Origin of the sequence: Lonepinella sp. BR2271 (genome assembly GCF_051851515.1) — a bacterium.
Taxonomy (GTDB): domain Bacteria; phylum Pseudomonadota; class Gammaproteobacteria; order Enterobacterales; family Pasteurellaceae; genus Lonepinella.
Genome location: NZ_JBPDVF010000013.1, coordinates 45,482 through 63,571, shown reverse-complemented (window position 1 = coordinate 63,571; position 18,090 = coordinate 45,482). Strand labels below are relative to the sequence as shown.

At 41.1% G+C, this 18,090-nt stretch carries 15 protein-coding genes; 3 read left to right on the top strand and 12 right to left on the bottom strand.

The window, feature by feature from the left end; genetic code table 11:
* Together ACTG7X_RS10055 and ACTG7X_RS10050 are read right to left on the bottom strand one after the other, a co-directional pair.
* Positions 1-289 (bottom strand): tetratricopeptide repeat protein (locus tag ACTG7X_RS10055; protein WP_439258321.1); only part of this gene is annotated, 289 nt, incomplete at its 3' end.
* A 36-nt stretch (positions 290-325) separates the two neighbouring features.
* Positions 326-1,834: a pentapeptide repeat-containing protein gene (locus ACTG7X_RS10050; RefSeq protein ID WP_439258320.1), complete on the bottom strand. Its 1,509-nt coding sequence runs from the start codon at positions 1,832-1,834 to the stop codon at positions 326-328.
* Between the two features lie 52 nt (positions 1,835-1,886).
* Here ACTG7X_RS10050 and ACTG7X_RS10045 point away from each other — a divergent pair, with 52 nt between their 5' ends.
* From ACTG7X_RS10045 to glmS, 3 genes are all read left to right on the top strand, one after another.
* Entirely contained in the window at positions 1,887-2,357 is a 471-nt protein-coding gene (locus tag ACTG7X_RS10045; RefSeq protein ID WP_439258319.1) for a helix-turn-helix domain-containing protein, read from the top strand.
* A gap of 152 nt (positions 2,358-2,509) precedes the next feature.
* Positions 2,510-3,280, top strand: a complete 771-nt coding sequence (locus ACTG7X_RS10040) for a DeoR/GlpR family DNA-binding transcription regulator (RefSeq protein ID WP_439258326.1) — start codon at positions 2,510-2,512, stop codon at positions 3,278-3,280.
* 24 nt (positions 3,281-3,304) lie between these two features.
* Entirely contained in the window at positions 3,305-5,137 is a 1,833-nt protein-coding gene (gene glmS, locus ACTG7X_RS10035; RefSeq protein WP_439258318.1) for a glutamine--fructose-6-phosphate transaminase (isomerizing), read from the top strand.
* 50 nt (positions 5,138-5,187) lie between these two features.
* Here glmS and ppx read toward each other — a convergent pair whose 3' ends face one another.
* From ppx to ACTG7X_RS09985, 10 genes are all read right to left on the bottom strand, one after another.
* Positions 5,188-6,732 carry an exopolyphosphatase gene (gene ppx, locus ACTG7X_RS10030; RefSeq protein ID WP_439258317.1) on the bottom strand — a complete coding sequence of 515 codons (1,545 nt, stop codon included), beginning with the start codon at positions 6,730-6,732 and terminating at the stop codon, positions 5,188-5,190.
* Positions 6,733-6,750: 18 nt separating this feature from the next.
* Complete coding sequence (tamB, locus tag ACTG7X_RS10025) at positions 6,751-10,686, bottom strand: autotransporter assembly complex protein TamB (RefSeq protein ID WP_439258316.1); 3,936 nt, start codon at positions 10,684-10,686, stop codon at positions 6,751-6,753.
* 2 nt (positions 10,687-10,688) lie between these two features.
* Positions 10,689-12,422, bottom strand: a complete 1,734-nt coding sequence (gene tamA, locus ACTG7X_RS10020; RefSeq protein WP_439258325.1) for an autotransporter assembly complex protein TamA — start codon at positions 12,420-12,422, stop codon at positions 10,689-10,691.
* A 170-nt stretch (positions 12,423-12,592) separates the two neighbouring features.
* Positions 12,593-13,348 (bottom strand): DNA-binding transcriptional repressor DeoR, encoded by a 756-nt coding sequence (gene deoR / locus ACTG7X_RS10015; protein WP_439258315.1) that lies wholly within the window; start codon positions 13,346-13,348, stop codon positions 12,593-12,595.
* A gap of 36 nt (positions 13,349-13,384) precedes the next feature.
* Positions 13,385-14,059, bottom strand: a complete 675-nt coding sequence (gene deoC / locus ACTG7X_RS10010; protein ID WP_439258314.1) for a deoxyribose-phosphate aldolase — start codon at positions 14,057-14,059, stop codon at positions 13,385-13,387.
* A gap of 392 nt (positions 14,060-14,451) precedes the next feature.
* A complete protein-coding gene (locus ACTG7X_RS10005) occupies positions 14,452-15,240 on the bottom strand; it encodes a hypothetical protein (protein ID WP_439258313.1) in 789 nt (262 codons plus the stop codon).
* 49 nt (positions 15,241-15,289) lie between these two features.
* Positions 15,290-15,400, bottom strand: a complete 111-nt coding sequence (locus ACTG7X_RS10000) for an adhesin (RefSeq protein ID WP_439258312.1) — start codon at positions 15,398-15,400, stop codon at positions 15,290-15,292.
* A 10-nt stretch (positions 15,401-15,410) separates the two neighbouring features.
* A complete protein-coding gene (locus ACTG7X_RS09995; protein WP_439258311.1) occupies positions 15,411-15,890 on the bottom strand; it encodes an enoyl-CoA hydratase in 480 nt (159 codons plus the stop codon).
* On the bottom strand, positions 15,880-16,611 hold the full coding sequence (locus ACTG7X_RS09990; protein ID WP_439258310.1) for a DUF4376 domain-containing protein: 732 nt from the start codon (positions 16,609-16,611) through the stop codon (positions 15,880-15,882). The genes ACTG7X_RS09995 and ACTG7X_RS09990 overlap by 11 nt, the downstream gene beginning before the upstream one ends.
* Before the next feature lie 22 nt (positions 16,612-16,633).
* A complete protein-coding gene (locus ACTG7X_RS09985) occupies positions 16,634-18,079 on the bottom strand; it encodes a tail fiber protein (protein WP_439258309.1) in 1,446 nt (481 codons plus the stop codon).
* Positions 18,080-18,090 lie beyond the last annotated feature (11 nt).

Sequence of the window (18,090 nt, the reverse complement as noted above, 5' to 3'; positions counted from 1 at the left end):
ACACAGCTTGTTTATAATCTTGTTTTACGCCTTGTCCATCATAATAATTTAAAGCAAGATTATATTGTGCTTTTGCATTCCCTTGTTCAGCGGCTTTTTGATACCAATAAACTGCTTTAACAGGATCTTTTTCAACTCCTTCTCCTATGTCATATTTAAAACCCAGTGACAATTGAGCAAAAAAATCTCCTGCTTCGGCTTTGGTTGTGAGATCATTAATTTCATTTGCATAAGATGGTGTGGAAAAAGACATTCCGATTAGTGTTGCTAAAAGTAATTTTTTAAACATAGTTGTTTCCTTATAGAGTTAATAAACTTGATTTGGTTATTTGATATGTAATTTTTTCTTTCCAGTAATCTTTTCTTGTAACTTATTCCAACAATAAATTTTAGGTTTTTTCTTATGTTCTTTGATTTTTGTCTCGGGGATATTTAATATAGTCCTTTCTTTATTGACTGTATAATGACTATCAAATAAAAAAGCATAGTTTAGTTCAATGCCATTTTGAGAAATATAAAAATTTCTACGCTCGATTTTTTCTTTTTTATCTACCATAACAGCGAGATTTTCTTTCGTAACATTTCCATATTCTTTTTCTAATATTTCACATTGTTCCATATCAAAAAGGTTTCTATTAAATTTCACATCATTGATATTCAATTTGGGTAATTTTGCACCAATAAAATTACTTTCATCAATTTGGCAATTATTAAATGTCGCTCTTTTAGTAAATTGTGTTTCAATGAATTTACAACGCGACATATTCGGATAGTTAAAATTCACTCTCATTAAGTAAGAAAAAGAAAAATCAAGATAATTTAAACTTCTATCCCATTCCTTAGTATTAGGAATAAAATCAACATCGTATAAGTTAGAATGACTAAAATCTATATAGTCAAGTTGCGAACCATTGAATAAAATTTTATGTAAGGTTGCGTCTTTTATTTTTACGTTATGAAAACTAGAATTGTTGAAATTTACTTCGGTTAAATTTGCATTATTAAAATTCACATTATCTAATCTTAAGTCTGAAAAATTAGATTGATAAATTTCTGAATTTGAAAAATTAGCATCATCTAGTGTCGTACCTTGAAAGTTCGTTTGATTTAAATTACACCCCGAAAAATCAAGTAAACTTAAATTTGCTCCTTGAAATTGACAATGTGTTAAGTCTATGTTTTTGAATATATTTCTATCTACATTAGCGAAAACAAAATCCAAACCTGCAAAACAGCTATTTTTAACTAATTCAGGGAATAACTTTAAATACCTTCCATTTTCCGCTAATAACACTTGACTGATTGCTAAACCAAGATCGCTTTGTGCATTTTGTTGTATTTTTTCAATATTTAGTGGTTCTAAATGTTCTTGTTGTAAATTCTTCCACGCATTTTTTAACAATACAAAGCTAGAACGTTGAAAATCATCACCACGCTGTTTAGTATAAAAGGGCAATAGATTATAAATTGCTGACAGTTGTAAGGATTGATCTGATGAAGTGTCAAGCTCTAAGCCCACACCACTCACCCACTGTGCAAGTTGCTGAAATTCTTTGAGATTGGTGTCTTTTCGAGCATTATCAATTTGAGATAAGGTATTTTGATCACGGTATTGCCAAAGATGATAAGCAATAGGAAGTGATGAAACCGTGATAAAAAATGTCCAAACTCCATCTTTGCCTATCTGTGCAAAAATCTGCTCCCCCCAACAAAGAGCCATCTTAAATAAAAGAATAAAAATAAAAAATGAACAAATTGCAGCCTTGCATAGTTCTTTTGAACGTTGGGCATTTTTTTCTTGACTAGGAATACCATCAGATGAGTTTTGAGACATACAACGCCTTACTGTTTTATCTGCATTTTTTGATAAATTTTCATGTAAAATTATGCCATTTCCATCACCTATGCTACAATCAACTCCAAGTAGTGATTTACACCGAAATAGTGGGGGTTATATGAAAGTCAATGAGAAGATCCGTTTTCTGCGTGAAACCAAAAGCTGGTCGCAGGAAGAAATGGCGGATAAGCTAGGGATGTCCACGAATGGCTATTCAAAAATTGAGCGTGGTGAAACACGTTTGTCCCTTCCTAAATTAGAACAAATTGTGCAAGTATTAGATACGGATATTATTGAATTAATGTCTTTAGGTGAGAAAAATGTCATTTATTTTCAGGAAAATGAAAGTCATAACAGCCTAAATATTGTCGGTTCAAATCAAGCAGAACTCGCCATAGAACTCACCCACCTAAAAAAAGAACTCGCCCTAAAAGATGAATTACTTGTTGCCAAACAAAACGAAATTGATGTGTTAAAACAGTTGGTTGAAAGTTTGAGAAAAGAACCATTATCTCATTAAACACAAAACTTGCCCGCTTAAATATCTAAATATCACCATGAAAAAGCAGTGTTTTTCCATGTTATTTATCTCGCTCAACTTAAAATTTTTATTTACATTCAAAAAATCTTCTATATAATTTCGTTTCGAAACTTAATAACGATAAATAAGTGATGAAACGAAATCTTAACCAACGCAACACTCAACAACGTCGCCAACAGATTATGCAACTGTTACAACAACAGGGCGAGGTGACGGTTGAGCAATTAGTCCAGCTATTTGACACTTCTGAAGTAACGATTCGTAAAGATCTCACCGCATTAGAAAACAACGGTTTTTTACTTCGCCGTTATGGCGGAGCCATTTTGATGCCGCAGGATATTTTTGAACAGGAAGAGTTGCTTTCGAAACAAAAGTTAGCCATTGCCAAAATCGCAGCAGAACGCATTCGGGAACATAACCGTATTATCGTGGATAGTGGCAGTACCACAGCGGCACTGATTAAGCAGTTAGACGGTAAACAAGGCTTAGTGGTGATGACAAATTCCCTTTCGGTCGCAACAGAATTGCGTGCGTTGGAAAATGAGCCGACCTTGTTAATGACCGGTGGCACTTGGGATACCCATTCGGAATCTTTTCAGGGAAAAGTGGCGGAGCAAGTGTTGCGGTCTTATGATTTTGACCAACTGTTTATCGGGGCAGATGGCATAGATTTAGAACGTGGCACCACGACATTTAATGAATTAATCGGATTAAGTCAGGTGATGGCGGATGTCAGCCGTGAAGTGATTGTGATGGTGGAAAGTCAAAAAATTGGTCGAAGAATGCCGAATTTAGAACTGACTTGGGCACAAATTGATGTGTTGATAACGGATAATCAAATTTCAACACAGGACAAACAATTTATTGAAAACTTAGGCGTACAAGTGATTGTCGCTGAATAATATTTAGAAAAGGAAAAACAACTTATGTGTGGAATCGTCGGTGCAGTCGCACAACGTGATGTGGCAGAAATTTTAGTGGATGGGTTACACCGTTTAGAATATCGGGGTTATGATTCTGCGGGTGTGGCGGTGTTAAGTGCGGATAAAAATATGCAAATTGTTCGCCGAGTGGGGAAAGTGAAATCCCTTGAAGATGCGGTAAACGCCAAGCCATTAGTGGGTGGTACAGGGATTGCTCACACGCGTTGGGCAACTCATGGAGAGCCGTCAGAAACCAATGCACACCCCCACCGTTCAGGGCATATTGCCGTGGTGCATAACGGCATTATTGAAAATTATCTTGAATTAAAAGCCCAATTACAGGATCGTGGCTATGCGTTCCAATCGCAAACCGATACCGAAGTGATCGCTCATTTAGTGGAATGGGAATTTCGCACCGCCAAAACCTTGTTAGAGGCCGTCCAAAAAGCGGTGGTGCAACTGCGTGGGGCCTATGGCACGGTGGTGATGAATGAACAAGATCCAGAACGTTTAATCGTCGCTCGTTCGGGTTCACCGTTGGTGATTGGTTATGGCGTGGGTGAAAATTTCTTGGCCTCTGATCCCTTGGCATTATTAAGCGTGACTCGCCGTTTTGCGTATTTAGAAGAAGGCGACGTAGCAGAAATTACACGCCGTACCGTGAGCATTTTTAATCGTGCTGGTGAACCTGTTGAGCGTGAAATTCACGAGGGTAATTTTGAGGCAGATGCGGCAGATAAAGGGCCATATCGTCACTATATGCAAAAAGAAATTTTTGAACAACCCGTAGCCATTATCAACACCTTAGACGGTCGTATTAAAGACGGCAAGGTGGATATTCAATCTATCGCACCCAATGCTGTGGAGATTTTATCGCAAGTGCAACACGTGCAAATTGTGGCTTGTGGCACCTCTTACAACGCAGGCATGGTGGCGCGTTATTGGTTTGAGTCTATTGCCGGCGTGAGTTGTGATGTGGAAATTGCATCCGAATTTCGTTACCGTAAATTTGTCACTCGCCCGAATAGCTTATTAATTACCTTGTCGCAATCCGGTGAAACTGCAGATACTTTAGCCGCACTTCGTCTTGCCAAAGAATCGGGCTATATGGCAGCCATGACCGTATGTAACGTGGCCAGTTCCTCTTTAGTGCGTGAATCCGATTTTGCCTTTATGACCAAAGCCGGCGTAGAAATTGGCGTCGCCTCCACCAAAGCCTTTACCACCCAATTAACCTGTTTATTATTATTAAACGTGGCCATGGGGCGTTTAAATGGTCAGGTGAGCGAAGAGCAAGAACATCATATCGTACAAGCCTTACAACGTTTACCGGCTCAAATTGAAAGTGCGTTGGTTTTTGATAAACAAATTGAAAAATTATCCGAGGACTTTGCCGATAAACAACATACCTTATTTTTAGGTCGTGGCGAATATTACCCGATTGCCATGGAATCTGCGTTAAAATTAAAGGAAATTTCCTATATTCATGCCGAGGCGTACGCCGCAGGCGAACTCAAGCATGGGCCGTTGGCGTTAATTGACAGCGAAATGCCAGTGGTCGTGGTGGCACCTGAAAATGATTTATTGGAAAAAGTGAAATCCAATATTGAAGAAGTGCGTGCCAGAGGCGGTCAACTTTATGTATTTGCTGACCATGATGCGGGCTTTGAGGAAACTTTGGGCTTTAAAACTATTGTGTTACCGAAAGTGGATGAAGTGACCGCACCGATTTTCTACACCGTGCCATTGCAATTATTGTCTTATCACATTGCGATTATCAAAGGCACCGACGTGGATCAACCAAGAAACTTAGCGAAAGCGGTGACGGTGGAGTAAAATCTCTTTAGAATATAAGAATAGGTGCGTTTTTACGCACCTGTTTTTTTCTACTCAATCCCCAATTCCAACCCCATTTCAATCAAAAAGCGTTGTTCGGTTTTTAAATCCTGTTGTACTAACGGATTGCGTGCCAAATAATCAGGTTCAAAATCCAGTTGCCACAAAGTGCGGTGGGTTTTGAGAGCGATTTTTTCGGTTTGTTCCGTGGCTTGGCGTGAGCGGTTAAGCAGAATGGCCAAACGCAATAAACGGATTAACGCCAACACATCTTGTGGTGTGTAACGAGAAAACTGCGCAATATCATCTAAATGAAAACCATTGATTTGCAAACGCACGAGCGTGGCAAGCAAACGTTGTTGTTCTTTGTCGAAACCGGGCAATTCCATATGGGTGAGAATATAGGCGGAATGTTTTTGCATATTTTTATGATTAATTACAATGCCCACTTCATGCAACAACGCCGCCCATAATAAGATTTCTTGCATTTCGTCGGCAAATTCACTGGCTTGCCAATCGTGAAATTGTTGGGCTAATTGCACCGCCGTTTTGCTCACGCGTTCCGCTTGAATACGGTCAAGATTAAATTGTTCCGCCAAGGACTCGGCGGTACGTTGGCGGATATTTTTTACTTGGAAATTTTTATCTAAACTGTACATCACGCCCTCACGCAAGGCACCGTCAGAATAACGCATTTGTTCAATTTGATAAGTGTCGAATACCGCACTTAAAATAGCTAACCCTGGCACGAATACATCAGCTCGTTCTTCGTTTAAGCCGGCCAATTTTAAATTATCAAAGTGCGTGGCTTTTAGTGTCCGTTCAATCAGAAAATCTAACCGACCGGCGGTGATAATGCCATCAGGATCCAAGGTGGCCGTGATCACCTGATGAACGGTTTTAATGGTGCCTGATGAACCGAGGACATATTGCCAACCTAATTGTTGATAAGGTTGAGCGAGATCCTGAATACGGCTTAGGGCAGCTTGGCGAGCATGTTCAAAATTTTCCACGTTAATTTCACCATTAGGAAAAAATTGTTTGGCAAAACTGACACAGCCCATATTGCGACTCTCGGCTACCATGGGGTCAAAATCTTCGCCAATAATCATTTCTGTGGAACCGCCACCAATATCAATCACCAGTTTACGACCGCTCTCAGGCTGGGTATGCGACACGCCAGCATAAATCATTTTGGCCTCATCTTGGCCTGAAATAATATCAATCGGGTAAGGAAACACCTGTTTGGCTTGGCGTAAAAATTCCGCATTATTCACCGCACTTCGTAGCGTATAGGTGCCAACTACGTTGACATTTTCCGCCGGAAAACCTTGCAAGCGTTCGGCAAATAAAGCGAGACAATTCACCCCACGAGTAATTGCCTCTTGATCCAATATGCCGTGTTGATCTAACCCTTTGGCGAGCTGGACCTTTTGTTTTAAGCGTGACAAAATTTGGATCGAGCCATTGACGATCCGTGCCACGATCATGTGAAAACTGTTGGAGCCTAAATCAATGGCGGCAATTTCTTTGACTTGATGTCGCTGGCCTTTTGACAGTGCGGTGGCTTGGGTGATTAAATTAATATTATTCATAAATCCATCATAAAAAAGTTAAAATTCAAATTCGTACAATACATCAAAGGCTTGATTGACGCCTGACACGGATTGCAAGAAAAATTGTGGGAATAAGCGGTAACGCAAGGTGACTTCAGCCAAACCGTCAAAGAGTCCCACACCGTATTTAATTTTTAGCCGTGGGGTAATATTACCACTGACCACGACTTTTGAGCTATCGCCCACCCCCGAGGTACCGAGATTTAAATCTTGAATGCCAAAGGCCTCACCAATACCGCCGACCAGTTTACCGCTTTTGGCTAAGCCCATGCCGAGCAAGGCGGCCCCAACAGAACCGCTCGAACCGGCATCTCCGCTACTTTCTAATGAGCGACCGGTGAGAATATAAGACAAGACTTGATCCTGTGGTAAACTTGGTTCGGAAAAGACTTCGACACTTGGCGAATCCGCAATACCTGTCACTTTTACGCCTGCGGTGACTTTGCTATCTTCCATGGCTTCCGGATTACGAATAGCTTCAATGTTTAACAGCGGTTGTGATGGTAAACCAGAAAAGCTAATTTGCCCTTTACGAATCACCAAATCTTGCCCAAAGGAGGCATAGCGTCCATTTTTCAGATCCACTTGTCCGTATAAACCTAACTGTCCTTTGTCTTGCTTAACGGATAATTTACCCTCTAAATTACTGTCTAAGCCGTAGGCTTTGACATTGACATCCTTGCCAATATTAATGTCTAAGTCTGACGTAATCAACATGCCTGATTCCGTGGTAGCAGCCATTTGACGAGATGTTAACACGTCGCCATTTTTCAGTGGATTCGCACTGTCTAAAATCACTTCATCACTGCTGACCGACACCGCACTTTCTGGCAAACTTTCCACCGCAATTCTGGCCCATGGAATATCCACATTGCCACTTAAGGCTAATAATTTCGGATTGGCTTTCACGGTCACGTTCGGACTCACTCGCACTTTGGCCATGGACGGAATATTCACCAAGAATTTATCCGCTTGGGCATGCACTTGAGCGTTCCATTGTTCAAGGGTTTTCCAATCTGCCTCACCATCGATATTTAAACGGCTGTCAGCGGTTTGAATATCGCCTTGTAGCGTAGAACGGTTGCCCAAGAAATTTAACGCCACGGCACCACCTGTGATTTCCACTGGAGAAGATTTGAGTTTGGCTTTTAACTGATTAATATTAAAGGCACCATTTAACAGCGGTGCATTTAAATCCCCTGCAAAGGTTAAATTTGACGTAATGCCACCTGAAATTCTTTCACTACTGGATAGTAATTGGTTCGCCAAATTCAGATTCATGCCGTCAATCTTCAAGGCACCGGATAATTTGCGTGCTTTGACAATATCCTTAATGTTCACATCTGCATTAATGCGGCCGTTATTTTGAATCTGAATATCGGATTTCACCGCCAAATTATCGTTATCTAATTGAGCGTTTAACGCTAATTTTGGAATCGCTAATTTAAAGGTGCGGTAGTCTATTTTTTGTGCCACCGCCACGCCGTCGCCATTGACGGTGACATCAAGTTTAAGCGGTTTATTTTCATTCCACGCAAAGGTGCCAGCACTGCGTAAGGTGCCTTGTAATAAGCCATTTTGCTCGGCTAATTTATTGACCAAGGCTAAATTTAACCGTTTTAATTCAAAAGGAATTTCCCCATTTTTGCCGGCTTTAAAGGATTGCGGAAAACACAAATCAATGTCCGTATGTTTCCAACAGTGGCTCGAAATGGTAGCAAGCGTTTGTTTATTATCAAAGCTAATATCAATATTTTGGCTGTTTTTCACTTCACCGATAGGCGAATTTACCGCAACTTGGCTTAAGGTGCCTTTCCACACTTGCGAACTGCGGTCAAAACTACCGGATAAATTTAAGCCGCCGGCTACTGGTTCGCCACTGGAGCGTAATTGTAATTGGTGGGCTGTTTCATTGCCTGATGCGGTTAATTTCGCTTGATTCAATTTTATCTCGCCTTGGCTTAATCCGCTTAATTCCACATTCAGATCGCCTTGAATTTGTTGTTCCGTGCTGACGTTACCTTTGGCACTGACTTTGGCAATTTTTAACTGTTGGAATTGAATATGACTGCCGACTAAATCAAGATCTAAATTCGGTTCGGTGATTTTGCCTTTAATATGGGCTTTACCCATTAACGCTGCGGATAAATCAGGCAACAGCCCTTTTAAGTTGGGGGCGTTAATGTCTAATGCAAAATCCGATTGTTCGGTTAATTTACCCTTGGCCACAATGTGGTTCACGCCATAATTTAAGCTAATTTGTGACGTGTTTAACAAGACCTGATTATCTGACGTCAAACTGCCTTTTAGGCTAAGTGGATTTTTCGACAGCGAACCTTGAATATTTAATTCAGGTACGGCGATTGCCCATTGATTGCCTTTCACTTGTCCTGAATGGGTGAGTTTACCCGATAACACCGCTGGGAATGCAGACAAATAGGCACCCAGATTAATTTTGCTTAAATCCGTATCCGCTTGCCATTCCACGCCGTCTTGCCAGTTTAATTTTCCGCCCAAAGTGAGTGAACCGTCTAACGCATTGACCTGTAATTTTTCAATGTCCGTGTGTGAAATGCCACCGCTGGCTTGTAACGCCAGATCCGTTGACGGTGCGGACATGCCTTTGACTTGGCCAGTTAACGCTAACTGATAATCAAGCAAATTACCGCTCACATTTAGCGTAGTATTTTGCACCTTAAGCGGATCGCTTGTTTGGCTAAACGGATAATCAAATTCAGCCACATTTAAGGTGAGATTTAACGGTGTTTTTTCCTGATTAAGTTGGACGTCCGCATTGAGTGTGGCCTTGGCGACACCTTGTGTGGTCAGAGAAAGTGCGGTGGTCTTTTTTAGATTTCCACTGACGGACAGATCCACCACGGATTTTGGCAATAAAATCTCATCGCCTTGTTTAAAGGTATCCAAATCAGAATGCAAGGTTAAATTCAGTGGCATGTCTTGATCCAACTGCATATTGCCTTGTGCTTGGATATTGCCGACTGAACTGTCAATGTGTAACGTTTGTAATGCTACATTTGAACCAGTAGCATCCGCTTGCACTTGTACGCTTGGCACATCAATTTGTTGCACCAATTTGCCATCAGTGAATTGTTGATATTGCCAATTTTTACCCGAAATATCAGGAACGTGCATATCAAACGGCAAAATAATTTCACTCACATTGGCAAGTAAAGCCGGGGTTAAACGTTGCTCGATTTGTTGCCAGTTGATGGGTTCGCTTGGGCTTTTTTCGGCTTGAATCTGGGCTTGTTTGTCTTTTTCTGCTTGCTCTTGGGTATTGTTCGTCAGAATATAGGCAACATCATTAATCTGTGTCGGTTCAAGGGTTAAACCATTTTCATTGTTTAAAAACACCGCACTTTTGAATTTGCCAAGATGAATCTGATTATGATCAATGCCTAACGCCAGATTATCCACTTCCACATTTTTCACGGCGACCGAAACGGGCAAAGTGATTCGCCGCATTTCACTTTGTTCTTTTTCTTCTTCTGGTTCAGACGGTGGCAATTTACTGCTGTCAATCTGAATAGCAGGCTGTTGTAGATGTAAATTTTCAATGCAAATATCCGCTTTCAATAAGCAACCAAAATCAAATTTGAGTTCGGCCTGAGCAATATTGGTAGCCACGCCGGCGGATTGAAATTCGACATTTTTTAGCACTAAGCCATTCTGCAATTTGCCTTGCACTTCGCCAATGGTTAAACCATCTACATATTTGTCCGCTAAACCGACTGCCCATTGGGTGCCACTTTCGGTGCCCATAATGCCAGCCACGCCCACACCAGCTAAGCCAGTGATACCGGCAAGCACGCCAGTCGCCACCAAACTGCGGTGTAAAATTTTGCTTTTTTTGCCCTTTGTGGTTGGGCTAGATTGCGGTGTATTTTCTGGTTGTTTAACTGCGTCTGTCATCCTTAAATCTCCGCCCCTAATCCTATGTAAAATTGAATATTTTTGCTATCGTCCTTATCTCGTACTGGCGTCGCAATATCAAATTTAATGGCACCCACTGGCGATGCCCAACGTACGCCCATACCCGCACCATAACGCAATTCATCGGTGTCATAAGAACTGGCGGCTAAACCTGCATCATAAAATGTCGCAACCCACCAACTTGGATAGACTTGATATTGATATTCAACGGAACCGGTGGCTAAACGTGATGCACCAATTAGCTTACCATTACTGTCTTTTGGCGAAATTTTCTTATATCCATAGCCACGCACACTGCGATCGCCCCCGGCAAAGAAACGCATAGACGGTGGCATACGATGGAAGTCATCGGCGTGTAACCAACCAAGATCCAAACGTCCCACCACACGATGATTTTCCGCAAAGGTTTTAATCACCGCACCGGATGCACGTAAACTGATAAAATTCACATCCGATAGCCAAATCTTCTGCCCGACATCTGCGGTTAAACTGAATGTGTGAGCCCAAGTGGGGAAAATACCGCCCTCTAAATATTTATGGCTCACGCTTGCGGTGGGATACAGCAAAAAGGTTTTATCTTCCACATCGGCTTGGGTAAATTTATCGTAGCGAGATCGCACCCCAAGGGAATACTGCCAACCGTCAGGGTAGTCCCAATAACGCAATCCTCCCACCGTAATCGCGGTGGATTTGGTATCGGTACTGCTGTCATTTTCGTTTTCAATCCCTGCACTAAATTGATAATATTCGTACAATGGATTTTTCAACAACGGCATTTTATACGACATCTCAATGGTTTGTTTAGGCGAAGATACGTAGAAATTGGAGCTAAAACTATGCCCACGATTATTAATCCAAGGCTTTTTCCAACCTAACTGCAAACGTGGCCCCACATCGGAAGAATAACCAATCCCCACTTCCATGGAATTTTTCTTTTTCGGATACATTAACACGTCAAAATCCACGGTTTTGCTGTCTTCATTTAAGGTCGGTTTCATCAGCACCGATTGGAACCAACCTGTTGATGTGTAATCATTATTGGTTTTCAGCACATCCGTTAATAAATAAGGATCGCCTTGTTGTAAAGTTAAAATATGACGCAAATAATCTTCACGGATCTGTGAATTTTGGAAACGAAACTCGCTATAACGATAACGCTCGCCACTTTCAAACAGTAAACGCCACCACGCCTGATAGGTGGATGGCATGACTTCCAAGCGATGAACAGAAAAATCCGCATCAAAATAGCCCCGTTGAACCGCTAATTTTTGCACCGCACTTTTGTAATCATCATAGGTTTCGTGATTGACAATATCGCCTTTTTTCGGCAAATCTTTATTTAACGCCAGAAAGGCGTCATCCGTGGCCGCCGCACCTTTCATTTGGACATCCGCTTGTTCAATGCGTACCGGTTTGCCAAGCTCCACATTGGCAATCAGCTCTTTTCCGTTCGGTGATAGGGTGAAATGGAGTTGAAAATCGTAATAACCCAACACACGCAACCCTTTATACAGGGCGGTGCGGATTAATTCTTGATGACGCTCTGAACCATCAGATTCATCCGCATCAATCTCATCAAGATAAATTTGTGCATTCTCTTTTAATTTTTCATCTTGAATGCCTTGCAAACGTACCTTGACCTTTGGCGTCACCGTTTTTTGCTCGCTATTCTGTTGCGTAGGCTCTGACGGATCACCTTGCTCAGCCAACGTCATCATGGGATAACCCACAACATAACTCAATATCAACCAAGGCAGTAACTGCTTGCTAACTTTCATCTCATTCAACCTATAAACATATTAACCTTTGGGGATGTCAAAACATCAACAGCCCCCTATACTTAGTTTACATTTCAATGAGATAGTTCGCAATTATTGAATGTGATTTATTCGGTTAAAATTGATGATTTAATCACATTAAATTCAGCAGGCAATGCTTGATCGCAAACGAATATATCAAACTGTTGCAAATTTCCCACATAGGCTTGTTGTACTTTGTTAATTTTAGATGAATCAAACACCAAAATGGATTGTTGGGTTTTCGCCATGGCCTTGTGTTTGGTTTTGGCTTCATCTACATTAAAACAGGTCACGCCCTGTTTCACATCCACGCCAGCCGCCGAAATAAAGGCTTTAGTGGTGCAAATAGCATCCAGTTCGGTATTGAGCTGAATTGGCGTTAAAAAAGAATTGTGTCTGGAATAATGCCCACCGCACAAAATCACGTGGCAATTCGGTTTTTCTTGTAACACCAAAAAGCTATTAATGGAACAACAAAGTGCGGTGAATTTTATCGAAGAATTGATTTGAGAGGCGATGAAAGGAACGGTGGAACCACAATCAAAAAACACCACATCGCCATCTTGCACTAGCTCCGCCGCCAATTTCCCTACCTGCATTTTTTCCGCAATATGTTTGGTTTCTTGCTCAAAAATCAAATAGTTATTATCATTGGCTTTCTGCGGATCTTTAACAATATAGCCCCCTAACAACACCACCGAGCCTGTATTGGTGCTTAAATCACGGCGAATGGTCATCTCCGACACATTCAGCATATCCGCCGCATCTCGCAAATGGATTTTGTCCATCTGTTTCAGTAAAAATTCCAGTTTCTGAATACGGGATTGTACTTTTTTATCCATAACAGGCTCGCTTGACATTAGGTTAGAATCGGGGAATTAATATCCGCCCTGATTATCTTGCAAACCGCTAATAATTGCAATCCCTGCACTGGCACCAATACGAGTTGCCCCAGCGTTAATCATCGCCATCGCCGTTTCCGTATCACGCACCCCGCCTGATGCTTTCACGCCTAATTTTTCACCCACGGTTTGACGCATTAACGCAATATCTTCCACCGTCGCACCGCCTTTATTAAAGCCAGTGGATGTTTTCACAAAACCCACATTCAAGTCACGGCAGATCTCACAGGCTTTGACAATTTCATCTTTCGTCAACAAACAGGTTTCCAAAATCACTTTCAAGGTTTTACCCTTGCACGCCGCAAGCACCGCTTGAATATCTGCCTGCACCGCATCCCACTTGCCCGATTTAATCCAACCCACATTGATCACCATATCAATTTCTTCCGCCCCAGCCACAATCGCTTGTTCTGCTTCAAAGGCTTTCACCGCCGACAAATTCGCCCCCAATGGAAAACCCACTACTGTGCAGATTTTCACATCCGAACCTGCTAATTGTTGTTTCGCCAACGGAATATAACCCGAATTGATACACACCGAACAAAAATGATGCTCTAGGGCTTCTTGGCAGAGTTGAATAATATCTTTTTCCGTTTTTTCAGCGGTTAAAGCGGTATGGTCAATAAATTTCGCTAATTCATTTGGTTTCATAATAATGTCCTTTTTTGTTTGGTTTTTGTGATTATTTTAACTTTTTTCTATTTTACAGTAAAAATTTTTTAAATCTGTGATCTTTGTCACAAAATTAACATTTTATTTGATTTATACTTTGTTGAATTGATTTTGTTAGAATTGTAACATAGGGTGCTTACTGGTGCAGTGTTAAAGACGGATGTCTTATACGTAAAATCTGAACTGTCGACATTTTGTCGACAACTGAAATTTAGATCCAAAACTAACCATTGCAAACCTATCTGCAAAGCACTTAAATTTTCATTTATGGTTTCACTTGCCTGCATGTGTAAACCGCCAAAACTTTTTGCATAAAACTCCACAATTATTTGCATGGTCCCTATCAAAAACTATGCAAATAAAACTGACTTTTAATCGAATTTAAAAACCAAATTATCCTCATATTTCCCACTATAACTCACCGACGTTTTCACCACGATTCGCTCGCAGTTATCAAACGCTTGCCAATTATCTTTTTTATCTTCCACCATATACTCAATAAACCGAATAAATTCGCTTTTAGTGGAACTAAAGAAAATGTACGGTGGGCGAGTCAAACCCACCAATCGCAGGAAATCAATCAAATCAAAGTAAGTGGCTTGCTTATAGCTAGCTTGATGTGTACATAAATATGGAGGATCTAACACCAATAAGGCTTTCGGGTCGTCTTTAAATTGTGGTAGTAGTTTATGAAAACTCTCGTTCACCACTTCTAAACCATCTAAATAACCGTCTGCACTTGGGTAATCTGACTGGCGAATACAATTCCAAAAATCTTCTTTAAATAATGCGTCTAAATCTTTGATCTGCTGCCCACTGAAACAAAGCCAACTGCATAGAATATGCTCATTAATATAGCCATCAAACTCATTAATCACATCAATAATCTGTTGTTTAACCTTTCTATCTACACGCTTTTGCTTTTGTGTAGTAGCAAGTAGCGGAGCAATCAACCTACGCAAACGGTTAATATCATCAATATGTTTTAGACGTTCTGCATAGCTGTCAAAATCATTATAAATTACTCTAGCTTTCGGCTTTAATCGTTTCGCCACATGACTCAACAAACCGCTACCACCAAAGGCATCTACAATCGTCCACCCCTCGCCGTCATCGGGAATATTCTCATTTAATATGCGTTCAAAATATTTTAAAAACATCCGCTTTTGTCCAATAAAAGGTAGCGGAGCTTGTTTAAAATAACTTACACTAGAAATTGCTTGCTTGCTTGCTTGCTTGCTTGCTTGCTTGCTTGCTATTTTTAGTATGTGCTTGAGCTATTGTAGCTGCAACAGCTAATGCGATTAAATTTTTCTTCATTGAAGTCCCCTTAATTTCTCACCATCACCGCCAAATCATTCGGACTAAACCGCCAGCCGTTTTGGCTGTTGTAGATGGCATTAAAACACCACTCACTACAAAAAAATTTACTGCGTTTTTGCTTAATGCCTAGCACCACGCCTAACGCTCCCCACCAGTCGTAAGCCTTGCCTTTGGTTTGTTCAAAGTAGGCTTTGATTTGGCTTTCAGTGATGTTTTTCAGTTCGATTAAATCCCACTTACCATCTTTCACATTGATTTCCTTACACCGTACACCACCGTCTTGAACAGAGGCAGAATAGCACTCAAACTTGCTTTCCTGTTCATAGTGACTGCCTTGGGTAAATACAACTTTCTCCACCACAATTTCACAATGAGAATATTGCCCTTTTGTCAATTTTCGGGTGACACAATCTGCTAAGGCTTTTAACGGCTCTTGTCGCCATGAACGCTTATTTTTGTAAAAAGCTAAATAAATCTTAGTTTCCATAAATTGCACTCCAACCAGTTGAATAGTCGTAATCTAGAGGATTTTCTGCTTGCAACATCTTGATACGGTGCATTTCTGCATTTCTAAAGTCGGCTTGTTCGTGGTTGAACATAGCCAGAGAAAGTTCATCTAACAAGGCTTTATTTAATTTAACAAAACTGTTATTCATCACTTTCCAATCGGTATCAGGAAAGCTCTCTAGGGTTCGTAGAAATGTATATTGCTGACGGCTAACATCATCAGTATGAAACCATTTATCTACCGATTTCACATACACACCATTACGTCCGTTATCGTAGCGTTTTTGTTTGATTTTTTCCCACATTTGGGTTTGTTGATTAGCTTTGATTTCCGCTTGTTTTTCAACGGAAACCACCCATTGCGTGCCGTTCCATTCGCAATAGTCATTTTCAGGTTTAACTGCGGTGTAATTTTCGGGAATTTTGCCGAGTTCTTTAATTTCAAGACTTGAACGGTCAAGGGTAGAATACACGGTTTCGCCTCTGTGGTCTTCCACATATTGCCAACCGTTATTTTCACGAATAATCGCAAAGCCCTTTTTCACTTTCGGTGGGGCATCTAAATAGCTATTGGCAGACAGGCTACCACCAATACTGATAAATTCCGTGGTGGCTCTCGAAAACTCATTGTTGTTGTCGGTTTGATAAACGGTGATTTCACCGCTTTCTAGGGCAAAGCCCTGTTGGTCAAATTGGATCATTGTTTAACTCCTTTATTTGGGTTTATGCGGCTAGGCAGATGTAGTGGAAAGCGATATTGCGTGGGCGGTTTTCTTCCGCTGTTGGTACAATTCTACTCGCATCTATCCCTATTTTTTCAGCATGGGGATAATCAACTAATGGTGCATTTAAAGTATCTATATGATAGTTTTCGTCGGTTCTAACTCGTTCGCTTTTAGGTTTACTCAAACCATAAAAAACACCACTACAAAAGTCATTCGCATAAACGTCGGTAATCTTGAATGCACCCGTAATATTCCGAACCGCATCACCTTGCGAACTCAACAATGCACGTCCACTATCCACCCCACGCCCATTATCCCAGCCCCGAATAAATTCACCCCGTAAATCAGGCAATACCCCGTTAGGGTATTTTTTCGCTAAAATTGGATAAGTGGATGTGTTAAATTTCTGTCCATTCATTGCCAAACAACCACTTGGCACGGTAGATAATGGATAAGGGAAAGGAATACCGACGATTAAATCATGCAAAATAGAAAAATCGGATTTATCTGCTTTACCATTTGCTAGGTCATACGCTTGTTTCACTGCTGCACTGGTCGCCACTGTATCCTCAGAACTGGAATTAACCGCGCTGGATTTTTTATCATTAGTGATTGCGTTTAATGTTGCAGCTGTCGGAATAAGATTAACCCACGGACTCCAAGTTTTGTACCCAGATTTCAAATTTCGCTTATAAATCACATTTTCATCAAAAGGGAAATATACCTGCTGGACGTTATACGCTGAACGTAGCACCATCAATGAACCTGCTTTAGTAACAGGGTAATTCAAGGCTAATGTAGCGTTACTATTTGTGCTTTGTCCCCAAAATCCCACGTGTTTATTCGCATCTGATAAATCGTTCAGATTTTCGCCTGAAAGTTTTCTTTGCTGTAAGAGTGGATTATTTTCATAGGCTACCCAATCATCATTTTTTATTTGAAAGAATTTCCCACTTGTATTATTTTTTAAATAAACATCACTATTTGATGCACTAAGCATTGCTCCGCTATGCGATGAAATAATGAATGACGTCGCAGTTAAACTGCCCGTCATCGTATCGCCTGTTTTAGAAACTTTGCCATCTGCTGTGGTTTGGGCTGTAGCCGCGTTATTTATGCCTGTTGTGGCGTGGTCATACGCCGCTTTAACCGCCTTAGCCGTCGCCACCACCCCCTCATCATTATTATCCACCCCCGAATAAAGCGGACGCTCCGCCCCAATCACTGCTTTAATCGCCTTATACACCTGCGTCGTATCAGACGGCACGGGACGCATATTCGCCTTGCTCAACAAATAGTTCAGCTCACCCCCCACATCTCGCAAGCTCGCTTGTACATCATTCAGCCAAACATCATTCACCCTTGTCCCCACCGTTCCCGTGGCAGGATTGCCGTTATGAAACAGCCCATCTTCGCTGTCAATTTTTGTCAATAAATCTTTCATCTTTTCCCCTC